Annotated in this window: 24 protein-coding genes; 11 read left to right on the plus strand and 13 right to left on the minus strand. The window is 59.3% G+C overall.

What is annotated here, in order from left to right; translation table 11 throughout:
* Positions 1 to 86 precede the first annotated feature (86 nt).
* Positions 87 to 878, minus strand: coding sequence for an enoyl-CoA hydratase-related protein (locus ABXH05_RS00525; protein WP_348141388.1), 792 nt, complete (start codon positions 876 to 878; stop codon positions 87 to 89).
* Between the two features lie 254 nt (positions 879 to 1,132).
* Between ABXH05_RS00525 and ABXH05_RS00530 the strand changes: the two genes are divergently transcribed.
* Together ABXH05_RS00530 and ABXH05_RS00535 are read left to right on the plus strand one after the other, a co-directional pair.
* Positions 1,133 to 1,510 carry a DUF4870 family protein gene (locus tag ABXH05_RS00530; protein ID WP_353559310.1) on the plus strand — a complete coding sequence of 126 codons (378 nt, stop codon included), beginning with the start codon at positions 1,133 to 1,135 and terminating at the stop codon, positions 1,508 to 1,510.
* Between the two features lie 14 nt (positions 1,511 to 1,524).
* On the plus strand, positions 1,525 to 2,160 hold the full coding sequence (locus ABXH05_RS00535; RefSeq protein WP_353559311.1) for a hypothetical protein: 636 nt from the start codon (positions 1,525 to 1,527) through the stop codon (positions 2,158 to 2,160).
* A 23-nt stretch (positions 2,161 to 2,183) separates the two neighbouring features.
* Here the strand turns inward: ABXH05_RS00535 and ABXH05_RS00540 are convergent, their stop codons facing one another.
* From ABXH05_RS00540 to ABXH05_RS00555, 4 genes are read right to left on the minus strand one after another with little or no spacing between them, the layout of a single operon-like run.
* Positions 2,184 to 3,161: a hypothetical protein gene (locus ABXH05_RS00540; protein ID WP_353559312.1), complete on the minus strand. Its 978-nt coding sequence runs from the start codon at positions 3,159 to 3,161 to the stop codon at positions 2,184 to 2,186.
* A 10-nt stretch (positions 3,162 to 3,171) separates the two neighbouring features.
* Positions 3,172 to 4,011 (minus strand): enoyl-CoA hydratase/isomerase family protein, encoded by an 840-nt coding sequence (locus ABXH05_RS00545; RefSeq protein ID WP_353559313.1) that lies wholly within the window; start codon positions 4,009 to 4,011, stop codon positions 3,172 to 3,174.
* A 59-nt stretch (positions 4,012 to 4,070) separates the two neighbouring features.
* On the minus strand, positions 4,071 to 4,604 hold the full coding sequence (locus tag ABXH05_RS00550) for a gamma carbonic anhydrase family protein (RefSeq protein ID WP_353559314.1): 534 nt from the start codon (positions 4,602 to 4,604) through the stop codon (positions 4,071 to 4,073).
* A gap of 37 nt (positions 4,605 to 4,641) precedes the next feature.
* Complete coding sequence (locus ABXH05_RS00555; protein WP_348141376.1) at positions 4,642 to 4,950, minus strand: DUF1330 domain-containing protein; 309 nt, start codon at positions 4,948 to 4,950, stop codon at positions 4,642 to 4,644.
* Positions 4,951 to 5,076: 126 nt separating this feature from the next.
* Here ABXH05_RS00555 and ABXH05_RS00560 point away from each other — a divergent pair, with 126 nt between their 5' ends.
* Positions 5,077 to 7,155 carry a PhoX family protein gene (locus tag ABXH05_RS00560; protein ID WP_353559315.1) on the plus strand — a complete coding sequence of 693 codons (2,079 nt, stop codon included), beginning with the start codon at positions 5,077 to 5,079 and terminating at the stop codon, positions 7,153 to 7,155.
* Positions 7,156 to 7,164: 9 nt separating this feature from the next.
* Here the strand turns inward: ABXH05_RS00560 and ABXH05_RS00565 are convergent, their stop codons facing one another.
* Both ABXH05_RS00565 and ABXH05_RS00570 read right to left on the minus strand, forming a co-directional pair.
* Complete coding sequence (locus ABXH05_RS00565) at positions 7,165 to 7,776, minus strand: TetR/AcrR family transcriptional regulator (RefSeq protein ID WP_353559316.1); 612 nt, start codon at positions 7,774 to 7,776, stop codon at positions 7,165 to 7,167.
* Positions 7,777 to 7,786: 10 nt separating this feature from the next.
* On the minus strand, positions 7,787 to 8,491 hold the full coding sequence (locus ABXH05_RS00570; protein ID WP_353559317.1) for a Coq4 family protein: 705 nt from the start codon (positions 8,489 to 8,491) through the stop codon (positions 7,787 to 7,789).
* A 202-nt stretch (positions 8,492 to 8,693) separates the two neighbouring features.
* Here ABXH05_RS00570 and ABXH05_RS00575 point away from each other — a divergent pair, with 202 nt between their 5' ends.
* Both ABXH05_RS00575 and ABXH05_RS00580 read left to right on the plus strand, forming a co-directional pair.
* Positions 8,694 to 9,131 (plus strand): nuclear transport factor 2-like protein, encoded by a 438-nt coding sequence (locus tag ABXH05_RS00575; protein WP_353559318.1) that lies wholly within the window; start codon positions 8,694 to 8,696, stop codon positions 9,129 to 9,131.
* A gap of 127 nt (positions 9,132 to 9,258) precedes the next feature.
* Positions 9,259 to 10,350, plus strand: coding sequence for a hypothetical protein (locus ABXH05_RS00580; RefSeq protein ID WP_353559319.1), 1,092 nt, complete (start codon positions 9,259 to 9,261; stop codon positions 10,348 to 10,350).
* Positions 10,351 to 10,504: 154 nt separating this feature from the next.
* On the opposite strand, the gene ABXH05_RS00585 is transcribed toward ABXH05_RS00580, so the two are convergent.
* Positions 10,505 to 10,795 carry a hypothetical protein gene (locus ABXH05_RS00585; protein WP_348141363.1) on the minus strand — a complete coding sequence of 97 codons (291 nt, stop codon included), beginning with the start codon at positions 10,793 to 10,795 and terminating at the stop codon, positions 10,505 to 10,507.
* 451 nt (positions 10,796 to 11,246) lie between these two features.
* Complete coding sequence (locus ABXH05_RS00590; RefSeq protein WP_348141361.1) at positions 11,247 to 11,558, minus strand: DUF6949 family protein; 312 nt, start codon at positions 11,556 to 11,558, stop codon at positions 11,247 to 11,249.
* 299 nt (positions 11,559 to 11,857) lie between these two features.
* On the opposite strand from ABXH05_RS00590, the gene ABXH05_RS00595 reads away from it, so the two are divergent.
* On the plus strand, positions 11,858 to 12,631 hold the full coding sequence (locus ABXH05_RS00595; RefSeq protein ID WP_348141359.1) for a hypothetical protein: 774 nt from the start codon (positions 11,858 to 11,860) through the stop codon (positions 12,629 to 12,631).
* A gap of 20 nt (positions 12,632 to 12,651) precedes the next feature.
* On the opposite strand, the gene ABXH05_RS00600 is transcribed toward ABXH05_RS00595, so the two are convergent.
* Both ABXH05_RS00600 and ABXH05_RS00605 read right to left on the minus strand, forming a co-directional pair.
* Complete coding sequence (locus ABXH05_RS00600) at positions 12,652 to 12,870, minus strand: DUF3126 family protein (RefSeq protein ID WP_348141357.1); 219 nt, start codon at positions 12,868 to 12,870, stop codon at positions 12,652 to 12,654.
* A gap of 112 nt (positions 12,871 to 12,982) precedes the next feature.
* Positions 12,983 to 13,807, minus strand: coding sequence for an SDR family NAD(P)-dependent oxidoreductase (locus ABXH05_RS00605; RefSeq protein ID WP_353559320.1), 825 nt, complete (start codon positions 13,805 to 13,807; stop codon positions 12,983 to 12,985).
* Between the two features lie 232 nt (positions 13,808 to 14,039).
* Here ABXH05_RS00605 and ABXH05_RS00610 point away from each other — a divergent pair, with 232 nt between their 5' ends.
* From ABXH05_RS00610 to ABXH05_RS00625, 4 genes are all read left to right on the plus strand, one after another.
* A complete protein-coding gene (locus ABXH05_RS00610) occupies positions 14,040 to 15,452 on the plus strand; it encodes an MFS transporter (protein ID WP_353559321.1) in 1,413 nt (470 codons plus the stop codon).
* A gap of 108 nt (positions 15,453 to 15,560) precedes the next feature.
* Positions 15,561 to 16,076 carry a copper chaperone PCu(A)C gene (locus tag ABXH05_RS00615; RefSeq protein WP_353559322.1) on the plus strand — a complete coding sequence of 172 codons (516 nt, stop codon included), beginning with the start codon at positions 15,561 to 15,563 and terminating at the stop codon, positions 16,074 to 16,076.
* A 27-nt stretch (positions 16,077 to 16,103) separates the two neighbouring features.
* Complete coding sequence (locus ABXH05_RS00620) at positions 16,104 to 16,535, plus strand: hypothetical protein (protein WP_353559323.1); 432 nt, start codon at positions 16,104 to 16,106, stop codon at positions 16,533 to 16,535.
* 99 nt (positions 16,536 to 16,634) lie between these two features.
* Positions 16,635 to 17,744, plus strand: a complete 1,110-nt coding sequence (locus ABXH05_RS00625; RefSeq protein ID WP_353559324.1) for a transporter family protein — start codon at positions 16,635 to 16,637, stop codon at positions 17,742 to 17,744.
* 124 nt (positions 17,745 to 17,868) lie between these two features.
* Here ABXH05_RS00625 and ABXH05_RS00630 read toward each other — a convergent pair whose 3' ends face one another.
* Positions 17,869 to 18,696, minus strand: a complete 828-nt coding sequence (locus ABXH05_RS00630; protein WP_353559325.1) for a glucose 1-dehydrogenase — start codon at positions 18,694 to 18,696, stop codon at positions 17,869 to 17,871.
* A 107-nt stretch (positions 18,697 to 18,803) separates the two neighbouring features.
* Between ABXH05_RS00630 and ABXH05_RS00635 the strand changes: the two genes are divergently transcribed.
* Entirely contained in the window at positions 18,804 to 19,115 is a 312-nt protein-coding gene (locus ABXH05_RS00635) for a hypothetical protein (RefSeq protein WP_353559326.1), read from the plus strand.
* Between the two features lie 115 nt (positions 19,116 to 19,230).
* Here the strand turns inward: ABXH05_RS00635 and cysE are convergent, their stop codons facing one another.
* Positions 19,231 to 20,070 carry a serine O-acetyltransferase gene (cysE, locus tag ABXH05_RS00640; RefSeq protein ID WP_348141336.1) on the minus strand — a complete coding sequence of 280 codons (840 nt, stop codon included), beginning with the start codon at positions 20,068 to 20,070 and terminating at the stop codon, positions 19,231 to 19,233.
* Between the last annotated feature and the right edge of the window lie 66 nt (positions 20,071 to 20,136).

Below are 20,136 nucleotides of genomic sequence, written 5' to 3' on the forward strand. Positions count from 1 at the left end.
GGACAGCGAGGTCAAACTAAAGAAGGCCGATACCGCCGGACAGCGGTATCGGCCTTCCCGGTTTTTCAGGCACCTGTTGTCAGGTGCTAGCGGCCCTTCCACACGGGCTTGCGCTTCTGGGCAAATGCCATGGGCCCTTCGATCAGGTCTTCGCTCTTGAAGAGCGCGTGCACCGCGTCGTATTTGCCCGTCACGGCCTTTTCAAGATTTGCCTCGTCTAGGCCACCATAGACACTCTGCTTTGAGGCACGGATGGACATCGGGCTGCAGGCTTCAATCTGCTTCGCCCAGTTCATCGCCACGTCCATGAGGTCCGCATGCGGAGCAACTTCATTCACGAAGCCCAGCGTCTGACCTTCGGCCGCTGGAACCACACGACCCGTCAGGATCATGCCCATGGCCTGCTTTACAGGTATCTGGCGCGGCAACCGGTGCAGACCGCCGGCAAGTGCAGCAAGCCCCACCTTGGGTTCAGGCAACGCGAAGGTCGCCTTGTCTGACGCAATGATGAGATCGCAAGCCAGGGCGATTTCAAAACCGCCGCCCATGGCAACGCCATTGACCGCAGCAATCACAGGCTTGGTAATGCCATAGCGTGCCGTCAGACCCGCAAACCCGGTCTTGGGAACTTCAATCGCATTGCCTTCAGCCTGCCATTTGAGGTCGTTGCCCGCAGAAAACGCGCGGTCGCCGGCACCGGTAATAATGGCAACCCAAAGATCATCATCAGCCTCAAAAGCATCAAAGATCTTCTCAAGCTCAAAGTTGGCTGGTGGATGCAGCGAGTTCATCCGGTCAGGGCGGTTGATCGTGACCTTGAGCACATTGCCGTCTCGTTCAGCGGCAGAAAACTCAAGATTGTTGAAGGCATCACTCATGGGGCGCTCCGTGTGTTGATTGTTCGTTTGACGTCGCGTGTAGCGCCTGGAAGCCTGAAGCGCACACCACGTTCGCGGGCACAGTGCGACGGAGGCTCCGCCGCTTCAAGCCTGCCAAGCGCGCAAAGCACCATGCGCGCACAAAAAGCCCGATGGACCCTGCGTCGGCGCTTCCCTATTCTTTTTGGCGAAGCGTCTGAATTGATTCGGTGCCGATTTCATTCGTGCATCCGACAGCAAGCGGAGAAGCGCCCATGACCGACCAGAACCAATCGGCGGCTCCGGTTCACGAGGAGCACTCAAGCGCGCCGGACCCGTTGATGGCCCACATAACCTATGGCCTGTACGCCGTGGGTTTCCTCAACGGCCTGACGGCGATCATCGGTGTCGTCATAGCCTATGTGCGCCGCCCGGATGTGAAAGGCACTTACCTTGAAAGCCATTTCACCTATCTGATCCGCACCTTCTGGATTTCGCTTCTCTACGGGATCATCTGCACACTGCTTTTGATCATCGGCATCGGCTTCATTCTTTTCTTCGCTCTGGCGATCTGGGTCATCTACCGGATTGTCAAAGGCTGGATCAGACTGGCAGATGCAAAACCGGTCGATGATCCGACCAGCTGGATTTAGAAACACAGACACCCATGAACGACGCGCCTCACACTCCCGCAGATGCAGACCTCGACGACCCGCTTGACGGGCGCTGGGTGCTGCAGGTCAGTGGGCGCATTTATGGCCCCTACACAGGTCACGCCCTGCGCGACTATGTGCGCGAGGGCCGCGTGGTTGCGAACTCAATGCTTGCACGTACCGGTCAGCCGGCGGGCGAAGAAGAATGGATGCATGCGGCTCAGGACCCGGTTTTAAGCCAGCTCTTCTCAGCAGCAGATGCAGAACTGGTGCCGGTCCGCCTAGAGAAGAATACGCCAGCGCCAACGGGTGCCGGCCCACAAGGTTTTGGATCAAAGAAGACGCAGACCGACCGGCGCGACCAGCCAACATCATTCAACATCGTCATCATAACGGACGTGAAATCACGCTCGAGTGGTCCGCTTGAAAACGCCTTGATGTCGCTGGGACCGGCCTACAAGATTTCAGCAAATGTGTGGGTCGTACATACGCCATCCGGCGCACCGGAAGTCGTGAACCTGCTGACCCAACACTTGGGCGGCAGCGACCGGCTGTTCGTGGTGGACGCCACGCGTAACCGCACGGCCTGGTTCAACATGGGCCCGGAAACAGACGCCAAGATCAGGCAGGTCTGGAAGCAGAACAACTAAGGTTGCTGTTTGGGCCGGACCGCCTACTGCTGCGGGCGTGCACCGGGAACCGGTACACCGGAGGCAGCATTATCCCCCACACCGCCACGCAAAGACAGTGGACCAGCCGGCGCTGACCCGGTTGCCGCACCCGTGCCACCACGGTCGGCAACTTCCGCATAAATTACCGCCGCCCGGCGCCACTGCTCAAACATGGCCGCATTCATGGCACCGGCCGTCTGGCAGGTCTCGGCATTGTTGTCGCCCTCGTTACAGGACATGGTGGTCGTCAGCAGTTCCTGCTGGATCGCCAGACGCGTTTCAAAATCGTCGTAGTTTTCCGATGCAATAGCACGCTCTTTGAGGGTGGAGATGGCGCTACATCCAGCCTGCTGTCGCTCAAGCGCCAGCGCAACGGCACGGTGGCTCTCAGACAGATCACCGGCTTTCACAGCCCCGCACAGCCGCCCTGTAAGATGCGCCTGCACATGATCGAACAACCGGATCAGCTCACGTTCGCGTGGCTCAAGCTGCGCGTACTGGGAGGCAAGTTCTTCACCCTCAGCCCCATCAAGCAGAACGACAGCGCCATCACTTGCCGGGCGCGGCGCCTGACCAAGCAAAGTCTCCACATCCACGCTGTCACGTGCCAGCGCGGCTTGAAGGGCATTGGCCATGTCAGGACGACCGGTGTCGCTGGACGGAATGTAGAGAAACTGAATGCCCAGTGGCCGGGTCTCAAACTGGAAGAACGCCTGGACGCCATCACGTTCCAGCAGGCCCTGAGCTCCCTCACCGACCCGCTGGCCATTGAGGGCAAAAACCTTGCCTGCAGAATCCGTGTACTGACCAACAACGCGACCATTGTCCTCAGCAATGCTGGCAACCACCCCTTCACTCAGGGCAAAGCCGACATACCGGCCAGAGAACGTGCCACCGGATTGCGCATGGGCGGCAGAAAGCAGCCACAGGCTTGCCAACACTGCAGCCAGCAAACGAGACGTGATGACCCTAACCCGCAACCGGAAACTCCTACTGACCCTTGAACTCAGGTTTGCGCTTCTCAAGGAACGCCATCATGCCTTCCTTCATATCTTCTGACCGCATTAACGGCAGAAGCTGCAGGTAGACGTGATGTACATGATCCGGGAACGTCTCGTTGAGTCCGATCCGCATCATGCGCTTGGAAGCCTGCACCGCCAAGGGGGCATTGTCAGCAATCTCGCGCGCCAACTTGCGGGCCTCACCCATGAGATCAGCAGCCGGGACCACCCGGGATGCCAGGCCCCATTCGACACTTTCTTCGGCTGAAAGCGTGCGGCCGGTAAAAATGAGTTCCGAGGCCTTTTCCCACCCGATCATCCGCGGCAGGAACCATGTCCCGCCGGACTCAGGCACCACACCGCGCTTGGTGAATGCGGCGGCCAGCTTGGCGGTGTCAGCCATCAATCGGATGTCACAGCCAAGAGCCGTATCCATGCCGTAGCCCGCAGCACCGCCATTGACGGCGCAAATGGTGGGGGTATCCATCGCCTGCATCACGGTTGGCGGCGTGTTGCGCAGGTCCAGCGTAGCGCTGACCTTGTTGCTGTTCATGCCACCACTGATGCCGCCACCGCCGGTGGCTTCTTCAAGATTGAGCCCGGCACAGAATGCGCGACCCGTGCCGGTGAGAATGACGCACCGCACGTCTTTGTCTTCTTCAGCCTTCACCAGAAGAGCCGTCAGTTGCGACAGCATCTCACGTGAAATTGTGTTCATCCGCTCAGGTGCATTCAACGTGATGGTCGCAATGGCGTCCGTCACGTCATACAGCACCTCGTTAGATGCCCCTGCGTCAGACACCTGCCCAAGATCATGCGCTTCGCTCACGATCGGCTCCTCCCGATTTGGTTGTTTTAATGGCTTTTGCCAACCCTAGCGCCGTTTGATCAGTCCGCCAACTTGCGCATGTTCTGTGCAAACCGCTTCCAGTTTTCCACGTAATGCAGGGCTGACAGCTTGAGGGCAGCGCTGTCCTCGGGAGTCAACTCACGCACAACCTTTGCAGGGGACCCCACCGCCAGAACGCCATCGGGAATCTCCTTGCCTTCGGTCACCAGCGCGTGGGCACCGATGATCGAGCCCTTGCCAATTTTCGCGCCATTGAGAACCGTAGACCCGATGCCGATAAGGGAGCCCTCGCCGATGGTGCAACCATGCAGCATGACCATGTGCCCGATGGTGACATCCGGCCCGATGGTGAGCGGCATGCCGGGGTCTGAATGAAGCACGGACCCATCCTGCACATTGGAGCGCTCACCAATGGTGATCGGTTCATTGTCGCCACGCACTGTGGCACCGAACCAGACACTTGCATCCGGCTTCATGATGACATTGCCCATGACAGATGCACTGGGGGCGACCCAGAAATTGCCGTCGCCGGGCAGCTGTGGCTTGAGGTCGTCGAGTTCGTAAATCGCCATGGTTAGAGCACTCCTGAGGATCATTTCCTCATCAGCGCTAACCTACAGCAGCAGCAGGAGCAAGCCCTTTGACCAGGACACCCGTTCCCACGGTGGCCGCTTCGCGGTCCTTGGCAATCTCCAGATATTCAGGCGAATGGGCCCAGGCGTAATAGGCATCCGCATCGGGGAACGACATCATGATGAGCTTGTCATAGGGCCAGTCCCCCATCAGAAGCTCGGGATGTTCGTCCGACACAAGCAACCGGCCATCAAATTTTGAAAACACCTCAAAGAAACGGCTGGCATAACGGTCATAGGTCGGCCGGTCATGAATACAAATGCTCACAATCGCATATACAGTCATCTGTCCTCTTCCCATTGGCTGTTCCCATGGCGAATGTGAGCGGAAAACAAACTCGCCGTCATGACCGTGTTATCGCAATGCCATAATGTGTCGCTGCAACAGCACTTGAACATCAGGAAGCAGACAATGAGCGAACGTAAGACATCAGATGTAAATTGCGGCGTCGCTCTTGAGCCAACCGAAGACCGACGCTCCAGCCCCGCGAATGTCGCAACCTTCGGCGAGGTCGCCGCAGCTCGCATGGGACGTCGCAGCTTTTTGAAAGGCGCGTTGGGCACAACTACCTATGCAGCCCTCGCCGCATCTCCTGCAGCCCTTCTTGCCGCCTGCGGCGAGGATGAGTCCCTGGACGTGCCGGCAGTCAGCTCTTTCGCTCCCAAGCCCGGATCACTGGCAGACTTCACAGAGGTCAGCCACGGGGTCTCCACAGACCATGTGGTGTCGCCAGGGTACTCAGCCGACATCCTCATCCGCTGGGGTGACCCGGTGCTGGCCGACGCGCCGACTTTCGTGCCCGGTGCGCCTGATGCCGACGCGCAGGAAAAACAGTTTGGCTACAACAACGACTATGTGGGGTTTGTGCCCCTGAATGACGACGGCACGCGGGGTGTGCTGTGCATCAATCACGAGTTCACCTCCAGGGACATCATGTTCCCCCATGACCTGCGCAACACGAGCCCCAAAGAACTCGCCGCAACGGAAATGGCGGCCCATGGCGGATCAATCATCGAGGTCGCACAGACCAGTGACGGGGGATGGCGTGTCGTTGCCGACAGCAAGCTCAACCGGCGCATCACCACCCGCTCCACGGCCATGGATCTGTCCGGCCCGGCTGCCGGCCATCCACGCCTGCAGACCAATGCCGACCCGACGGGCACCCGCGTCGTCGGCACGCTCAACAACTGCGCCGGCGGCATCACGCCCTACGGCACCTATTTGATGGCAGAAGAAAACTTCCACTTCTATTTCCTTGGCGAATTGGATGACGCCGAGCGCGAAGGCGCTACCGCTGGCGACCTTGAGGCCGCATGCGCGGCGGGAGACGCCAGCCATCCCGAGGCCCGCAACTATTGCCGCTATGGCGTGGCCATGGGCGGCGGCTACGACTGGGGCCGCCATTTCGACCGGTTCAACATCAATAAGGAACCCAACGAGGCAAACCGCTTTGGCTGGGTGGTCGAAGTTGATCCGCTCGATCCCACATCAACACCCGTGAAGCGCACGGCTCTTGGACGCTTCAAACATGAGGGCGCCGAAAGCATCGTCAACAAGGATGGCCGTCTGGTCATCTATATGGGTGACGACCAGCGGTTTGACTATCTCTATCGCTTCGTGAGCGACGGCACCGTGAACACCAACGACCGTGCATCGAATTTCGGCTTGCTGGACTCAGGTGTTCTCAGCGTCGCCAAATTCAATGACGACGGCACACTGGCCTGGATGCCCCTCATACATGGACGAGGGCCGCTGACCCCGGACAATGGGTTCGACACTCAAGCTGATGTAATGATCGAGACCCGCCGCGCCGCTGACCTGTTGGGGGCAACCCCCATGGACCGACCGGAGGATGTGGAACCTAACCCCGTCACCGGCAAGGTCTATGTCGCCCTTACCAATAACTCTAAGCGTGAAGCGTCACAGGTGGACGCAGTGCATGATCGCGGGCCCAACTATTGGGGCCTGATCGTGGAAATGACGCCACCGGATGGTGACCACTCAGCCGATACATTCATCTGGGACATTCTGGTCAAAGGCGGCGACCCGTCCGTGCCTGTGATCGGTGCCCAGTTCGCAGACGCCACAAGCAGCAATGGCTGGTTTGCCTGCCCGGACAATCTGGCGGTCGACCCCTCCGGCCGGTTGTGGGTCACAACCGATCAGGGCCGTGGCTGGCCGCAGATATCCGGCACAGCCGACGGCGTGTGGTCTGTCGGCACGCAGGGCGATGACCGGTCCGCAAGCGCCATGTTCTACCGCGTCCCCGTAGGTGCTGAAATGTGCGGCCCCTGCTTCACACCGGATGGCGAGACGTTGTTTGTCGCAGTCCAGCACCCGGGCACCGACGGCGCTCTTGCGTTTGAGGGGCATGCCCGCCCGTCTGATTTTGAAGACCCGATGACCCGTTGGCCGGACTTTCAGCCAGACATGCCACCGCGACCCTCCGTCGTGATGATCCGCAAGGAAGATGGCGGGCGAATTGGCTAGGTGACTTGCCTAAGCAGGAGGATGCAGATGCTCCATCAGGGCGTCCACCATGTCGCCGGTAAGATGATCGCGTTCCTTGAAGGCGAAGCGGTCAATATTTATCGGCAGTGCCAGTGCCCCATGCACACTGGCCCACAAGAGTTGCGCCATTCGCACGGGTGACCCAGTGCGGATGACGCCGGCTTGCTGGCCTTCCGTGATGGCGTCCACCAGCAAGCCCATGATCGGCAGATCTTCAGCGGACTGTTGCTCGGGCTTTGGCAAATCTTCCGGCCGCACAAACATCAAGGCCCCTTTGTAGAGGTCAGGGTTGTTCTGTGCGAAAGCGATATACGCTTCCAGAATACTCCGTATACGGTCAACAGGGTCCGGCTTGCTTCGGGCAACCTTCTGCAGCTTTTCTATCAGTTTCTGCACCCGCCCCTGCCAAAGCGACTGCATGAGCTCGGTCAGACTGTCGAAGTAGCCATAAATCTTGCCGACCGACACCCCTGCTTCCTGTGCCACCGCGCGTGCCGAGATGGCGGCAATGCCCTTGTCGGCGTAGATCTTAGACGCAGCCTCACGTATGCGGCTGCTTTCTTCGCGTCGCTGGGCCTCGGTCGCAGGGGTTCTCGGCATTAGGCGTCTGCTACGCTGCTTGATCGCGGCGCGTCAGGCCAAAGCGCTCTCTCAGCACCTCAAGAGGCGTGTCGATTTCATCTTCCCACCGCTCGAAATAGATGTTCTTCGAGTTACGGCCAAAGCTCCAGCCGTCAGTGAACGCATCCATGCCCTCGGTGATGAAGCCCGGTGCCAGAAACGCTGTATGAGCTGTCGTCACTGCCACGCGGAATGCATGGTAGGGCTGACGAAGTTGCGCGAGGTAATACGCCGCCAGCGCCAGTTCGCCATAGATGGTCGCTTCATACCCCGTCAGCACGTGATGGAAGTCATGGGTCTGAAACCCGCGCACCATCATGTAGCTCAACTCCTCGGGCAACCGGTCAAGCTTGCCGGACGCCTTCAACTCTTCATTGAAGGTGCGATAGTTCTTGCCGAGATTTGCTTCCAGATTGTTGTCGATGATGAATTTGAGGTACTCCGCCCCAAGCGTGCCGGGCGCGCATTGCTTCAACCGGTCCAGGCTGAGCGGCTCGGCAATATAGCCTTCCTCGATCACATCCTTGATGCCCGGGATCTTGTAGAGCTCCGCAACATAGGCATCGATGGCACTCTGCGGCGCCTTTTCCCAGTAGTCGTGAAACAGGAAGTACACGCCGTACTCAAGCGGCGTGTTCACCGACCGCATGAACTTCTCAACGAATGCGTCATCTACTTTGGGACTGTCACTCATCACACCGCTCCTCCAATGGCCCTGGCTACGGGCATCAAATTTCTGGAGACAGAGATAAATGAACATGTTCACTATTTCAACTAAAAATGAACACGTTCATCCATATGTGCGCAAACTGTCCGCCAACTGTTCAATCTTGAGCATCCCAATCGCGCCAGCCTCAGGTAGAGTCCGGCAACTCAAAGGACGTCAGGAACCCAAAATGATCGAAAAATGCATCGCCGACTGGCACGACTACATCATCCACAAGAAGCCCGGTGGCCTTGAGGACCTGATTGCAGATGATTGCGTGTTCCTGTCACCGGTCGTCTTCACGCCCCAGCACGGCAAGGACATAACCCTCGCCTATCTGCGCGCTGCAGGCGGGACACTGGGTGGTCAGGCCAAGGATGATGACGGCAAGCCCGCGGACAATGCAGGCAAGTTCAAATACACCAAGGAAGTGCTGGCCGGGCATCACGCCGTGCTCGAGTTTGAAACCGAGATGAATGGCAAATACGTCAACGGCGTCGACATCATCACCTGCAATGACGAAGGCAAGATCACAGAGTTCCGCGTGATGATCCGCCCGCTGCAGGCGGTCCAGGCCGTTCACGCCGCCATGGGTGCCATGCTCGAAAAGATGAAACAGGCCGGCTAGCCGCCCTTACGCCCATTTCGCCCGTTAAGCCTCACTCAACCCCTTTATTGCATCCCGCCGCGCAATACCGCAGGCTTGCGGCAGTGTGGGGGTCCCAGACATTTGTAATGTGTCTTGGAGGGGTAAAATGCGTGCGTTTCTCTTAGTTTTTCTGGCCATCGTCATTCCTGGCGGGACTATTCTTGCGCTCGAAGCAGGGCTGCTGGACGAGTATGTGGACCAGATCCCCGCAGAGACCCTGATCCTGCAGGAACTCAATGCGAAAGTCGGCCCCGACGAACTGGACGGCCGCATCCTTGAAGCGCTGGAAGACGGCCGCCAGGACGACGCGGAAATGTATGCGGAAGTTGCCGCCTATATGAACCGCCCCCTGAGCCCCCAGACCGCGGACGCCCTTGCTGCCTCCCAGACCACCACCGCCGTGGTGCTGCGCAACACCGGCAATTTCTTTGAAGGCTTTATCACCGGCGACGGCAGCGACAGCGCAGCCTTTGCAGGCGCTGTGACCTCAGACCTCACCGTCATTGGAGACATCCGCGACATTGGCGGCGAAGGCTCCAAGATGGTGGCGGGCGAGGAATACAGTGAGGTCATTCTCGGCCTCTCCGTCGTGGGCCTTGCGGTAACAGCAGGCACAGTTGCCAGCGCTGGCGGCGGCCTGCCCGCCCGTGTAGGCGTCTCGCTTCTCAAGGTCGCCAAGAAGGCCGGCACCATGACCAAGTCCTTCACCAAGGAACTGGGTCAGCTTGTGTCCCGCGCCGTCGACTTCCCGGCCCTGCGGCGCACGCTCTCTGATGTGTCCCTGGCCAACCCGAACGCAACCCGGCGTGCCGTTGGCACCTATGCGGACAGTGTGAAAAGCGCAGAGCTGTTTCCCGTGCTCGCGCGTATGGATGACATGCGCACAGCCGTCGGTCCCGCTGAAAGCGTGCGGCTGATGAAATACGTCAAATCCACCCGCGACCTGGACAATATGGCCGACATGTCAAAGACGCTGGGCGTCAAGACTCGCGGCATTATTGAACTGACCGGCAAGACATCACTGCGGGCGTTCAAGGGTGCGGTCAATATCATCCGCTGGATGCTGGAATGGGTCTGGGCGCTTGGCGTTGCCGTCCTCGGCTGGCTGGGTCTTGCTGGCAGCCGCCGTGTTCTCAAGGGACGCCGGACCCGGATCGCCAATGCGCAGGCCGCAGCAACGCCCAACAAGCTTGCCTGACGTCCCTTCTGCCATCTTGTTCAGCGCATAAAAAATGGGCGCCTTCCTGAGGAGAGGAAGAGCGCCCAGTATTTCAAGACGTCAAGGGAGGAATGCGTCGTCTTGAGGAAGATCGTTGGCCCTGCCGCCTGGCAGGGTGCCTGAGGCGTGAGCCCTAGATGTAGGCCAGCGTCTGTACAATCACGATGGCACCAAGAGCGGTTGAACCGACATACGCAGCGAACGTGCCGCGACCGGCATAGGACGCCGGGTTGGTGAACATGTTGACAACGGCATCACGCAACGGCTGGTTTTCGCGCGCGATAAGCTGGTTGGCTGTAAACATCAAAATGACGAGCGTCACTGCGAAAAACGCATTGCCCGGAGCCATCAGGCCCATCTCGAAAAGAACCACCGTTACAACCATCGCTGCAGCGGCAACAAAATTACCAATCATCGTCTGCATGGTTTTACTCCCCGTTGCACTGCGGAATGAGGGGTGCCCGGAGGCGTTTTGCAGTGCATCAAATACTGAACTCGTATCTTCAAATAGGCGCAGCATGTGACAGGGTCAAGACAATGGGCCCAGCTTGGTTACGGATTTATATAACAAACCGATATGACTTCGCCGGATTGACGATTTGTCAAACAAATGCATAAAATTGTTAGTATGTTGTTTTTATTGATATTTTTGAAACAACGCGGCAAATAACACCGGAATTCCGCGTTTATGAACGCTGAATCATTTTCGGATCATTCTCATTTGAGTATGCCAGCCATGCACTCAGGCAAGGCTATCTATGCGTCTGACGCACCGCAACAAGCGCTGCAAACGTCAAATACGCGCATTTTGAGTGATGACTGTCAGAAGGGATGTCGGCTGTGAAGGGCCGTCGATTCCGGTCAGAGCCGGCGTGTCAGCGTGCGAAAATCAGGCTGAGCACGAAAATTCCGGACATGAAGCTCCAGAAGATGGCGATCGATACAGACAGCCCGAGCCAAATCCACGGACGCTGCTCAAGAACCCGGGCCCGCACCGCGTTGCGCATGATCACTGCCGGACCGGCAAACACCAAAGTTGCCATCCCAGTGACGACTTCAGGCAGCGGCGCGGTCAGTACACCAAAGCTCGGCGCCTTGTTGGTCACAAGCCGATAGAAACTGGCTGTCAGCCCTGCCGTAACCAGCCCGGTCAAAACCGCCATCGCAAATGCAGTCATCTCGCCCATGTGACGTCTTAGTCCTCAGATGGAAACCACATGCCTGCACACCACCGCGCGGCATTCTTACGGGCGATAATCCGCAAGAGACGTACCAACGCGAAAATCGGCAGTTTTGCTGGAATTTCGGGTGTGCCCCCTGGGCGGGAGCAGCCTCAGGGACCATTCCATGACACCGGCGCACGCCCAGCCAACCGGGTTTGTCCCAGTTCTGGACGTCATGCGTTGCCGCGCCCCCGAATCCTATGAAATGCTGCGCGCAACTCCCCTCCTCTCACCAGCCCGCGACCCGGGCACAAAGGACATTCATGGCCCGCCGTCAGCAGCAAGCCCGCACTCAGGACGAAGTTGTTGAACGCCCGCCATGGCTCATCCCCGTCCTTGTCGCCAGCGGTGTGGTGGTCTTCGCAGCCATCTTCCTTTGGTACTATGTCGGCCCGACCACGGAAGAAATCCTGGGCACGGCCCCTGAATCAACCGACCGCCTCCAGGACGTCCATATTTCCATTGGTGACGTGCAGCTGGCGGTCCCCGCCAACTTCACCCGCTTTGCCGCCGCCCGTGACGGGGGCGCACTTGAACGCATAGATCTCCACGCCCTGCTGCCGGAGCTTGATCCGTTCACGGAGCGAAAACGCGACCAGTTTGACCGCTCTGATTCAGAGTCGCCCGTTCTGCACATGCGCATAGATGAGACAACCGCCGTGCTGGCTGCCCAGCCACGTCTTGAACTGGTCTATCTGCCGGCCGTCAGCAACCGCGCCGGTGAACCCGGCCCGTTTGGCTTGCGGCATTACATTTTCAGAAACGAAACCGGCTTCAGCGGCCAGGACATGTATGTGGGCGCAGGCCCTGCCGGGGCGCCCGCTGTGTTGCTATGCGCCCGCGAAGAACCTCTGCTGTGGTGCCGCCGGGAAATACTGCTGAGTGAGAACGTCGTGCTGCGCTACCGCTACAAGCGGGCATTCCTGCAGGACTGGAAAGAGATCGACAATCAGGCGCTGGCCCTGATCGCGTTGTTCCGCGACAGGGCAAAGCCCGCAGAGCCGCCGGAAGAACTCCGGCTTGCTCCTGCGGAGTAAACGAGCCCTAGTAAATCGACTTAGGAGCCGGTTTCCAGGTCGAACGCGAGAATGGCCATGTTGAAGTCATAGGAGACTTCGCCGTCTTCATCATCGCGGAACAGCACGCCGATAAACTCATCGCCGATATAGACCTCAACCGAGTCATCCTTGATGGGACGATTGCGGACTTCAATCGTATCCAGCCGGAACTTCTTCCGCAGATAGGTTTCAAGCTGCTTGATTTCTGACTGATCCACGGCGACGGCTCCAGGCTGGCAATGAGGGACGTGATTTCGGGGGATATGATTTGGGCGCAAAGGCCGTGCGCCTCATGTAACGCCTGAGAGCCCAGACTGCAAACGGGCGGCTTCAGCCTTTGGCAGCCCGCGCCGCCATCATCTTCTCGATCATGCAACCGACGTCATATTCATCGTCGCCGTCATAGCGTGGGGCATAGGTCTCAAAGGCCTTGCTCAGGGCTTCGTAGCGCTTGTTGATGTGCACCATGTTGTAGGCGTGGGAGACCACGTACAGCTCGCCCGCCTTGAGCTGTTTCAGGGTCAGGGCGGTGAACTCGTCTGTGGGCATGCCACCAGGATTACCGGCCGTCATTTCAGACCGCACATAGCCAGGGCAGATGACCGAGACATCGATGAAGTCCGGCACTTCCTCTGCCAGCTGCTCGGTGATGGCCAGAACCGAGTGCTTGGAGGAGATATAGGCCGACGAGCCCGGCACCGCAGGGAAGAAACTGTTTTCCGACCCCACATTATAGATGGCGGCAGGTGTGCCCTGCTCCACGAAGCGTGAGCCAAAGACCTGAATGCCGTGAAGCGTGCCATACACATTGATGCCCAGAACCGTGTCGAACTCTGCAAGGTCGAGCGACATGACCGGGCCGCGCTTGCCTTGTGCAATGCCCGCATTGTTGAGCAGCACATCCGCCTTGCCGAACGTCTCCCAGGCAAAATCCGCCAGCGCTTCCATATCAGACCGCTTTGAGACGTCGCAGGCCGTCCCGGCCGCCTCGTAGCCCAGATCCTTGAGAGCCGATACGGCCTCATCCACTCGGTCCTTGCGACGGCTGGCGATGACGAGCTTTGCGCCGTCCGCGCCAAACTGCTTGGCAAAGGAGAAGCCGATGCCGGTCGCACCACCTGTGATGACGACAACCTTGTTCTTGAAATCCTGCATGGCGCTTCCCTCCCTTGCGGCCCTTAATGACCGGCGTTCATTTTTACAAACAAGAGGTAATCGTCCTGCCGGTGGGGCGCAATCACAAATTTCAGTTTGCGAATTTGGGCCGTCAGTCCCCTGCGGGGGTGACATTTTCGCAAATCCCCCCACATGATGAGGTGACATCTGAGAAAATCTGTATGACGGCCCAAACCTGCGCAAAAAAGCGGGAGTGGCTGCGGAGGAAACTTTGGCTGACCCCGCTTCTACCGGCACCACCGGTACCAGTGCACCTGCGGCTGTGCCCGCAGGCGAGCGTTTGAAGAACACCCCGCTGGCAGCCTATGCCGCCCTCACCTTTCCCATGGGAGGGCTGGGCCTTCCCATCACCGTGTACCTGCCACCGCTCTACGCCACCGAGGTCGGCCTTGGTCTGGCGCTGGTCGGCACGATCTTCATGATCACCCGGATCTTCGATGTGGTGACGGACCCCATCATGGGTGTCGTCATTGACCACTACCCCACACGCTGGGGACGGCGGCGTCACTGGATTGCCCTGTCTGTTCCCCTGCTGCTGGTGTCGGCCTTCTTCATCTACTTCCCGCCCATAGGCGCTGGTGCGTCCTACCTGCTGGTGTGGATGCTCGTTTTGTATGTCGGCTACACCATGCTGACCATTGCGCACCAAAGCTGGGGCGCGGAACTCTCCAACGACTATGCCGAGCGTAACCGCATCTATGGCTGGCGCGAAGTGGCGATCATTCTGGGCATGGTGTCCGTGCTCGCCCTGCCCGCCATTCTGGAACAAACAGCCGATGTGGATGCCTTTGGCAAGGTCAGCGCCATGGGTTGGTTCCTCATCATAAGCCTGCCGATCACAGCCCTTGCTGCCATCCTGTTGGTGCCCGATCGCTCCGCACCCGTGCGCAAGGAGCGCAAGGTCGAGTGGCGTGAAGCCCTGAAAGTCCTGTTCACCAACTGGAGCATGGCGCGCATCGTTGCCGCCGACATGATGACGAGCCTTGCCATTGGCATCATCGGCTCAAGCTATCTGTTCCTTGCCCGCTTCGTGTGGGAATTGCCGAACTACTCCAGCCTCATGTTGCTGGGCTACTTCGTGCTTGGCTTTGCGGGGATGCCGTTCTGGATGTGGCTGGCCAAACGCATGTCCAAACACCGCGCCCTGTGTGTTGCGCTGATCTGGAGCATTGTCGCCCAGCTCACCTATCTGTTTGTCGGCGCCGGTGATTTCTACCTGGCATTGTTTGCAACATTCTTCCTGGGCTTCGCGTTTGGTGCCGGCCCGTTCCTGCTGCGCTCCATGATGGCGGATGTGTGCGACAAGGACCGTCTCGACACCGGTCACAACCGGACGGCGTTGCTCTATGCCCTGCTGACGACCACCGCCAAGGTTGGCGCGGCAGTGTCCGTCGGCGTGACCTATGCCCTGCTGGCATGGGTCGGGTTTGATCCGGCGTCCAGCACCAACACGCCTGAGGCCCTCAACGGGCTGAAACTCATTTACGCGCTGCTGCCCCTGGGCTTTCTTGCCGCCGCAATCGCTTTGATATGGAACTACCCGATTGACCATGCGGCCCAGGCGGACATCCGCCGACGGCTCGCAGAACAGGAAGCGGTAGATCAGGCGCTGACGACGGACTAAAGCGCGCTTTGAAGCGTCGGGCTGGTGTCGCCTGCGTCATTCCGCGCTTTTATCTGCCCCCACGTTCACGCTAAACCTCATGCAACAAATTGTATGAGGGAACGCACCATGATCCGCCGCATTCTGTTTGCTCTGACATTGTCGATGCCGCTCGCGATTGCTGCCTGCTCTGATGGCGGCCCCAGCGAGATCAGCGTGGAAGAGCCGTTTGCCCGTGAGACCATCGGCGCGGGCACAACCGGTGCGGCCTATCTGGTGATCCGCAACACCGGCGGTGCAGACCGGCTGATTGCCGCCTCAACCACCGCTGCCGCATCAACGGAACTGCACACCCACGAAAAAGACGGTGAGATCATGCGCATGCGCAAGGTCGACGCCATCGACGTCCCCGCCAATGATGTTGTGACACTGCAGCCCGGCGGCAAACACATCATGATGTTTGATATCACCGCACCGTTGAAAGACGGCGGTAGCTTCCCTCTCACCCTGACATTTGAGGATGCCGGCGACGTGACGGTTGACGTGACGGTTGTCGCGACAGGCGGCAACGCATCCGGCATGGATCACGGCGGGATGGATCACGGTGGCATGGATCACGACATGATGGACCATAGCGGCCACTAGCACGCACATTTTGGGGCGGGGGCCTTCATGAGATCAGGCGACCAGATACAGCAACGCTTCAGGCGCAGGGGCACAGCCCTTGCCGGCCTGCTTGCGCTTGTTGTTCAGATGGCAGCCTTCTCTCTTGCGTCCGTCATGCCCATCTCCACGGCCCTTGCTGCCGCTGAAGCTGAGCCCTTCGAGATTGTTATCTGTACGGTTCATGGACCGGTGGTGATGGATGCCCGTGACCTGGGCATCACCGTGTCAGGCGATGAGACGCCGGACATTCCCCGCAACGCCTGCGACCTGGCCATGCAGGCCACCGCAGCCTTTGCACTGGACACGACCACGCACGCCATTGTGTGGCCGGTCACCTATGAAGACACCCGCGTTGTACGGGCAACGGGCAGCGCACCTGCCTATACCGCACCGCTCATGCGGTCCGCGCCGCCGCGCGCCCCTCCCCACAGTTCCTGAAGCCCACTTCCGTTAAGTGCTGACTGACCGTCCGCAGGTGCTTTCACCTGCGCGTACAGCAGCACTTGGCATCCTCTATTTTTTTCAGGACCATTTCCAATGACACTGCGTTTTTCCGCAGGCCGCAACGGCCTGCTTGCAGCAACATGTGTTGCCGCTCTCGCCTTTGCCGTTCCCGCATCAGCCCATGACGGCATCGACCATTCCAAGCCTGCCGAAATCCGAGCGGACAGCCACGCGCCCATCGGCGTGATGGGCGACCACATGCACAAGGAAGGAGAAATCATGTTCTCCTACCGCTACAAGCGCATGGATATGTCTGACGTGCGCGACGGCACCGACGACCTCTCAAATGCGGAAGTGCTGGCAACACCCAACCGCTTCTTCGGCAATCCCGGCCAGCCGCCGCGCCTGCGCATCATCCCGACCGAAATGGTGATGGACATGCACATGCTCGGCGCCATGTACGCCCCCAACGACTACCTGACCTTGATGGTCATGGGCATGTACATGAAAAAGGAGATGGACCACATCACCTTCAACCCGGCAGGCACCACACAGATCGGCGGCTTCACCACGGTGACGGAAGGCTTCGGCGACACGCGCATCTCAGGTCTCGTGCGCATCATCGATGACAACAACGCGAAGGTGCACCTGAACATCGGTGTCAGCCTGCCCACCGGCTCCATCAAGGAAGAAGACACAATCCTGACGCCCCTGGGCACGACCGCCAATGTCCGCCTGCCCTACCCGATGCAGCTTGGCTCCGGCACCGTGGATATTCTGCCCGGCGTCACCTACTCCGACCGCACCGGCGACATCTCCTGGGGGGCTCAGGCCATGGCTACCCTGCGCTCGGGCCGCAACAGCGAGGAATACAAGCTGGGCAACATTGCCGAAGCCACCACATGGGCGGCCTATCAGTTCGCGCCATGGATCTCGACGTCGGTTCGTCTGAAGGCGGAAAGCATCGGCAAGGTGTCGGGGCAGGACGCCCGCATCATGGGTCCCGTCCAGACAGCCGACCCCAGCAATATCGGTGGTCGTTTTCTTGAAGCAGGTTTGGGCGTCAATCTCGTCGGCCAGGAGGGCTTCATCCGCGGTCACCGGCTTGCCATCGAAGCGTCCATGCCTGTCGTGCAGGACCTGAACGGCCCGCAGATGAGGCGCGACTGGACGCTGACAGCTGGCTGGCAATACGCGTTCTAGGACGTATCCGCACATTCTTCGGAGCCGCTGCCCCTCCCCCCGTTAGCGCTCCGAAGAACAAGGAAGGCGCAGGCACCCCAAAATGCTTGCGCCTTCCGCTAGGGGGCTCTGATTTCCAGTGCAGCTACTGAATGGTGTAGCCGCCATCGACCACAAGCTCTGTGCCGGTGACAAAGCCTGAGCGGCTGCTGGCAAGGAAAACGACGGCGTCGCCGATGTCGCGCGGGTCACCCAGCTTGCCCAGCGGGTGGGCCATCACCAGCATGTCGATCATTTCATTTGAACTCTGGAACACAGCGTCCGGCCGCTTGGTGCCCTCTTCCACCGCATCGCGCACAAGCGCTGTGTCGATGAACCCGGGGTGGATGGAATTAACGCGGATGCCGTAGCCAAGTTCAGCGCACTCAAGAGCTGCCACCTTAGTCATGATCCGCACACCGCCCTTGGCGGCGTTGTAGTCCGCATTGCGCGGAAAGCCGACAATGCCCATGACGGACGAGATGTTGATGATCGCGCCGTCGGCCGCTTCCTTGGTGGTGTATTTCTTGATGGTGCGGATGCCGTGTTTGCAGCCAAGAAACACACTGTCCATGTCAATCTCGGTGACGCGCTTGTAGTCCTCAAGCTTCAAATCTTCGATGTATTCGCCTGCCGGGGCGACGCCTGCATTGTTGACGAGGATATGCAGCGCGCCGAATTCTTCTTCCGCTTTCGCGACAGCTGCTTCCCACTGGTCTTCCTTGGTCACGTCATGGGCGATGAACACGGCCTTGCCACCTTCATTGAGGATGGCATCCACAACGACCTGGCCCTCGTCCGCTCTCAGGTCAGAAACGACGACGCTTGCCCCTTCTCGTGCAAGGCCAAGGGCCGAGGCTGCGCCCAGTCCGCGTGCACCGCCGGTGACGAGCGCCACTTTTCCCGCCAGAGCGGGTTGATCCTGTTGAGCCATTTGGTCCCTGCTTTCAGTCTTGTTGTTGTTGCGTCAATATCGGTCTTGCGTATTGTGCCGCCAACAGCGCCAAGCGCAACCACCAATAGCCCCAACAGGAGCAATCCATGGCCAGCGAAACCGCCTTCGTCCATCTCATTACCTTCACAGGGGCGACTGACACGGTGGCATCCAACCTGCGCGGTTATCTCGAGCGCGAGCTGGCCCGCTCCGCGCCTAAGGGTTTCTTGTCTGCCGTGGTGATTGAGGCAAAGGACGGCGAAAGCGCCGGTCTCCTGTCCTATTGGGAAAGCATGGAAGCCATCGAGGACATCACCGACGCCGCCCCATGGGAAGCCGCCATGGATCTGTGCGAAGCCGTGTGTGATGAGCGCAAGGAAATGTCCTACGCCATCAGCGGTGCTGCAGCGGCTGGGTAGCTCGCGCCATCCGTATCCCCGGACTTGATCCGGGGTCCACTCTCATTGGCTTTGCAGTTGATCGTCCACGAGTAGGCCCCGGATCAAGTCCGGGGCTACGGGTCTTGGGGACGCGTTAGATAGAGGACCCGTCTTCTTCGCCGCAGCCAACCATCTGGTCCATGGAGCGGGCGGGTTCGGGGCAGCCTGATTCACCGATCACTTTGGCAGGCACGCCGGCAACGGTGGTGTTGTTTGGCACGTCCTTGGTCACCACGGAGCCTGCAGCCACGCGCGAGCAGTCCCCTACATGGATGTTGCCGAGCACTTTGGCACCGGCACCCAGCAGCACACCACGGCCGATCTTGGGATGACGGTCACCGTCTTCCTTGCCGGTCCCGCCCAGAGTAACGGAATGCAGCATGGAAACGTCGTCACCAACGACGGCGGTCTCGCCAATCACGATGGATGTTGCATGATCCATCATCACGCCGCGGCCGATTTTGGCATTGGGGTGAATGTCCACGCCATAGGCTTCAGAAATGCGGCTTTGCAGATGATAGGCCATGGCCAGTCGGTCCTGCTCCCAGCACCAATGGGCAACGCGGTAGCACTGCAAGGCCTGGAAGCCTTTGAAGTAGAGCAGCGGCTGCAGGAAAAAATCGCACGCCGGGTCACGGTCAACCACAGCCATGAGGTCAGCGCGCGCCATGTCGGCAATGTCCGGCGTCGCCTCATAGGCTTCATCAAAGACCTGCTGCAGCAGCATGGCACCGGCCTGCTTGTTGCCCAGCTCTTCCGCCAGATGATAGGCGAGCGAACTTTCAAAACTGCGATGGTTCAGGATGGCTGCATGCAGATAGCTTGCAAGGATCGGCTCAGCAGCAGCGGACGCTTCAGCTTCCTGACGCAGACGAGCCCAGACCGGATCCACCTTGCTGAGGTGGCTTGCAGATGTATCAACTGACTGGGACATGCGCCCCTCCCGAAACGTCAGGCCCGCCGCGTACATGGACAGGGCCTGATTTACTAATGCGCGAAT

It is taken from the genome of Pyruvatibacter sp. HU-CL02332, from assembly GCF_040362765.1.
In the GTDB taxonomy this organism is placed as follows: Bacteria; Pseudomonadota; Alphaproteobacteria; order CGMCC-115125; family CGMCC-115125; genus Pyruvatibacter.

What these genes read in the sequence shown, in the direction of transcription:
- ABXH05_RS00630 (WP_353559325.1), bottom strand. Translation starts at nt 18,696, where the DNA reads ATGGCTCAACAGGATCAACCCGCTCTGGCGGGAAAAGTGGCGCTCGTC.
- ABXH05_RS00525 (WP_348141388.1), bottom strand. Translation starts at nt 878, where the DNA reads ATGAGTGATGCCTTCAACAATCTTGAGTTTTCTGCCGCTGAACGAGAC.
- ABXH05_RS00605 (WP_353559320.1), bottom strand. Translation starts at nt 13,807, where the DNA reads ATGCAGGATTTCAAGAACAAGGTTGTCGTCATCACAGGTGGTGCGACC.
- ABXH05_RS00555 (WP_348141376.1), bottom strand. Translation starts at nt 4,950, where the DNA reads ATGACTGTATATGCGATTGTGAGCATTTGTATTCATGACCGGCCGACC.
- cysE (WP_348141336.1), bottom strand. Translation starts at nt 20,070, where the DNA reads ATGTCCCAGTCAGTTGATACATCTGCAAGCCACCTCAGCAAGGTGGAT.
- ABXH05_RS00570 (WP_353559317.1), bottom strand. Translation starts at nt 8,491, where the DNA reads ATGAGTGACAGTCCCAAAGTAGATGACGCATTCGTTGAGAAGTTCATG.
- ABXH05_RS00535 (WP_353559311.1), top strand. Translation starts at nt 1,525, where the DNA reads ATGAACGACGCGCCTCACACTCCCGCAGATGCAGACCTCGACGACCCG.
- ABXH05_RS00625 (WP_353559324.1), top strand. Translation starts at nt 16,635, where the DNA reads ATGACACTGCGTTTTTCCGCAGGCCGCAACGGCCTGCTTGCAGCAACA.
- ABXH05_RS00530 (WP_353559310.1), top strand. Translation starts at nt 1,133, where the DNA reads ATGACCGACCAGAACCAATCGGCGGCTCCGGTTCACGAGGAGCACTCA.
- ABXH05_RS00590 (WP_348141361.1), bottom strand. Translation starts at nt 11,558, where the DNA reads ATGGGCGAGATGACTGCATTTGCGATGGCGGTTTTGACCGGGCTGGTT.
- ABXH05_RS00575 (WP_353559318.1), top strand. Translation starts at nt 8,694, where the DNA reads ATGATCGAAAAATGCATCGCCGACTGGCACGACTACATCATCCACAAG.
- ABXH05_RS00565 (WP_353559316.1), bottom strand. Translation starts at nt 7,776, where the DNA reads ATGCCGAGAACCCCTGCGACCGAGGCCCAGCGACGCGAAGAAAGCAGC.
- ABXH05_RS00580 (WP_353559319.1), top strand. Translation starts at nt 9,259, where the DNA reads ATGCGTGCGTTTCTCTTAGTTTTTCTGGCCATCGTCATTCCTGGCGGG.
- ABXH05_RS00620 (WP_353559323.1), top strand. Translation starts at nt 16,104, where the DNA reads ATGAGATCAGGCGACCAGATACAGCAACGCTTCAGGCGCAGGGGCACA.
- ABXH05_RS00560 (WP_353559315.1), top strand. Translation starts at nt 5,077, where the DNA reads ATGAGCGAACGTAAGACATCAGATGTAAATTGCGGCGTCGCTCTTGAG.
- ABXH05_RS00615 (WP_353559322.1), top strand. Translation starts at nt 15,561, where the DNA reads ATGATCCGCCGCATTCTGTTTGCTCTGACATTGTCGATGCCGCTCGCG.
- ABXH05_RS00585 (WP_348141363.1), bottom strand. Translation starts at nt 10,795, where the DNA reads ATGCAGACGATGATTGGTAATTTTGTTGCCGCTGCAGCGATGGTTGTA.
- ABXH05_RS00595 (WP_348141359.1), top strand. Translation starts at nt 11,858, where the DNA reads ATGGCCCGCCGTCAGCAGCAAGCCCGCACTCAGGACGAAGTTGTTGAA.
- ABXH05_RS00635 (WP_353559326.1), top strand. Translation starts at nt 18,804, where the DNA reads ATGGCCAGCGAAACCGCCTTCGTCCATCTCATTACCTTCACAGGGGCG.
- ABXH05_RS00550 (WP_353559314.1), bottom strand. Translation starts at nt 4,604, where the DNA reads ATGGCGATTTACGAACTCGACGACCTCAAGCCACAGCTGCCCGGCGAC.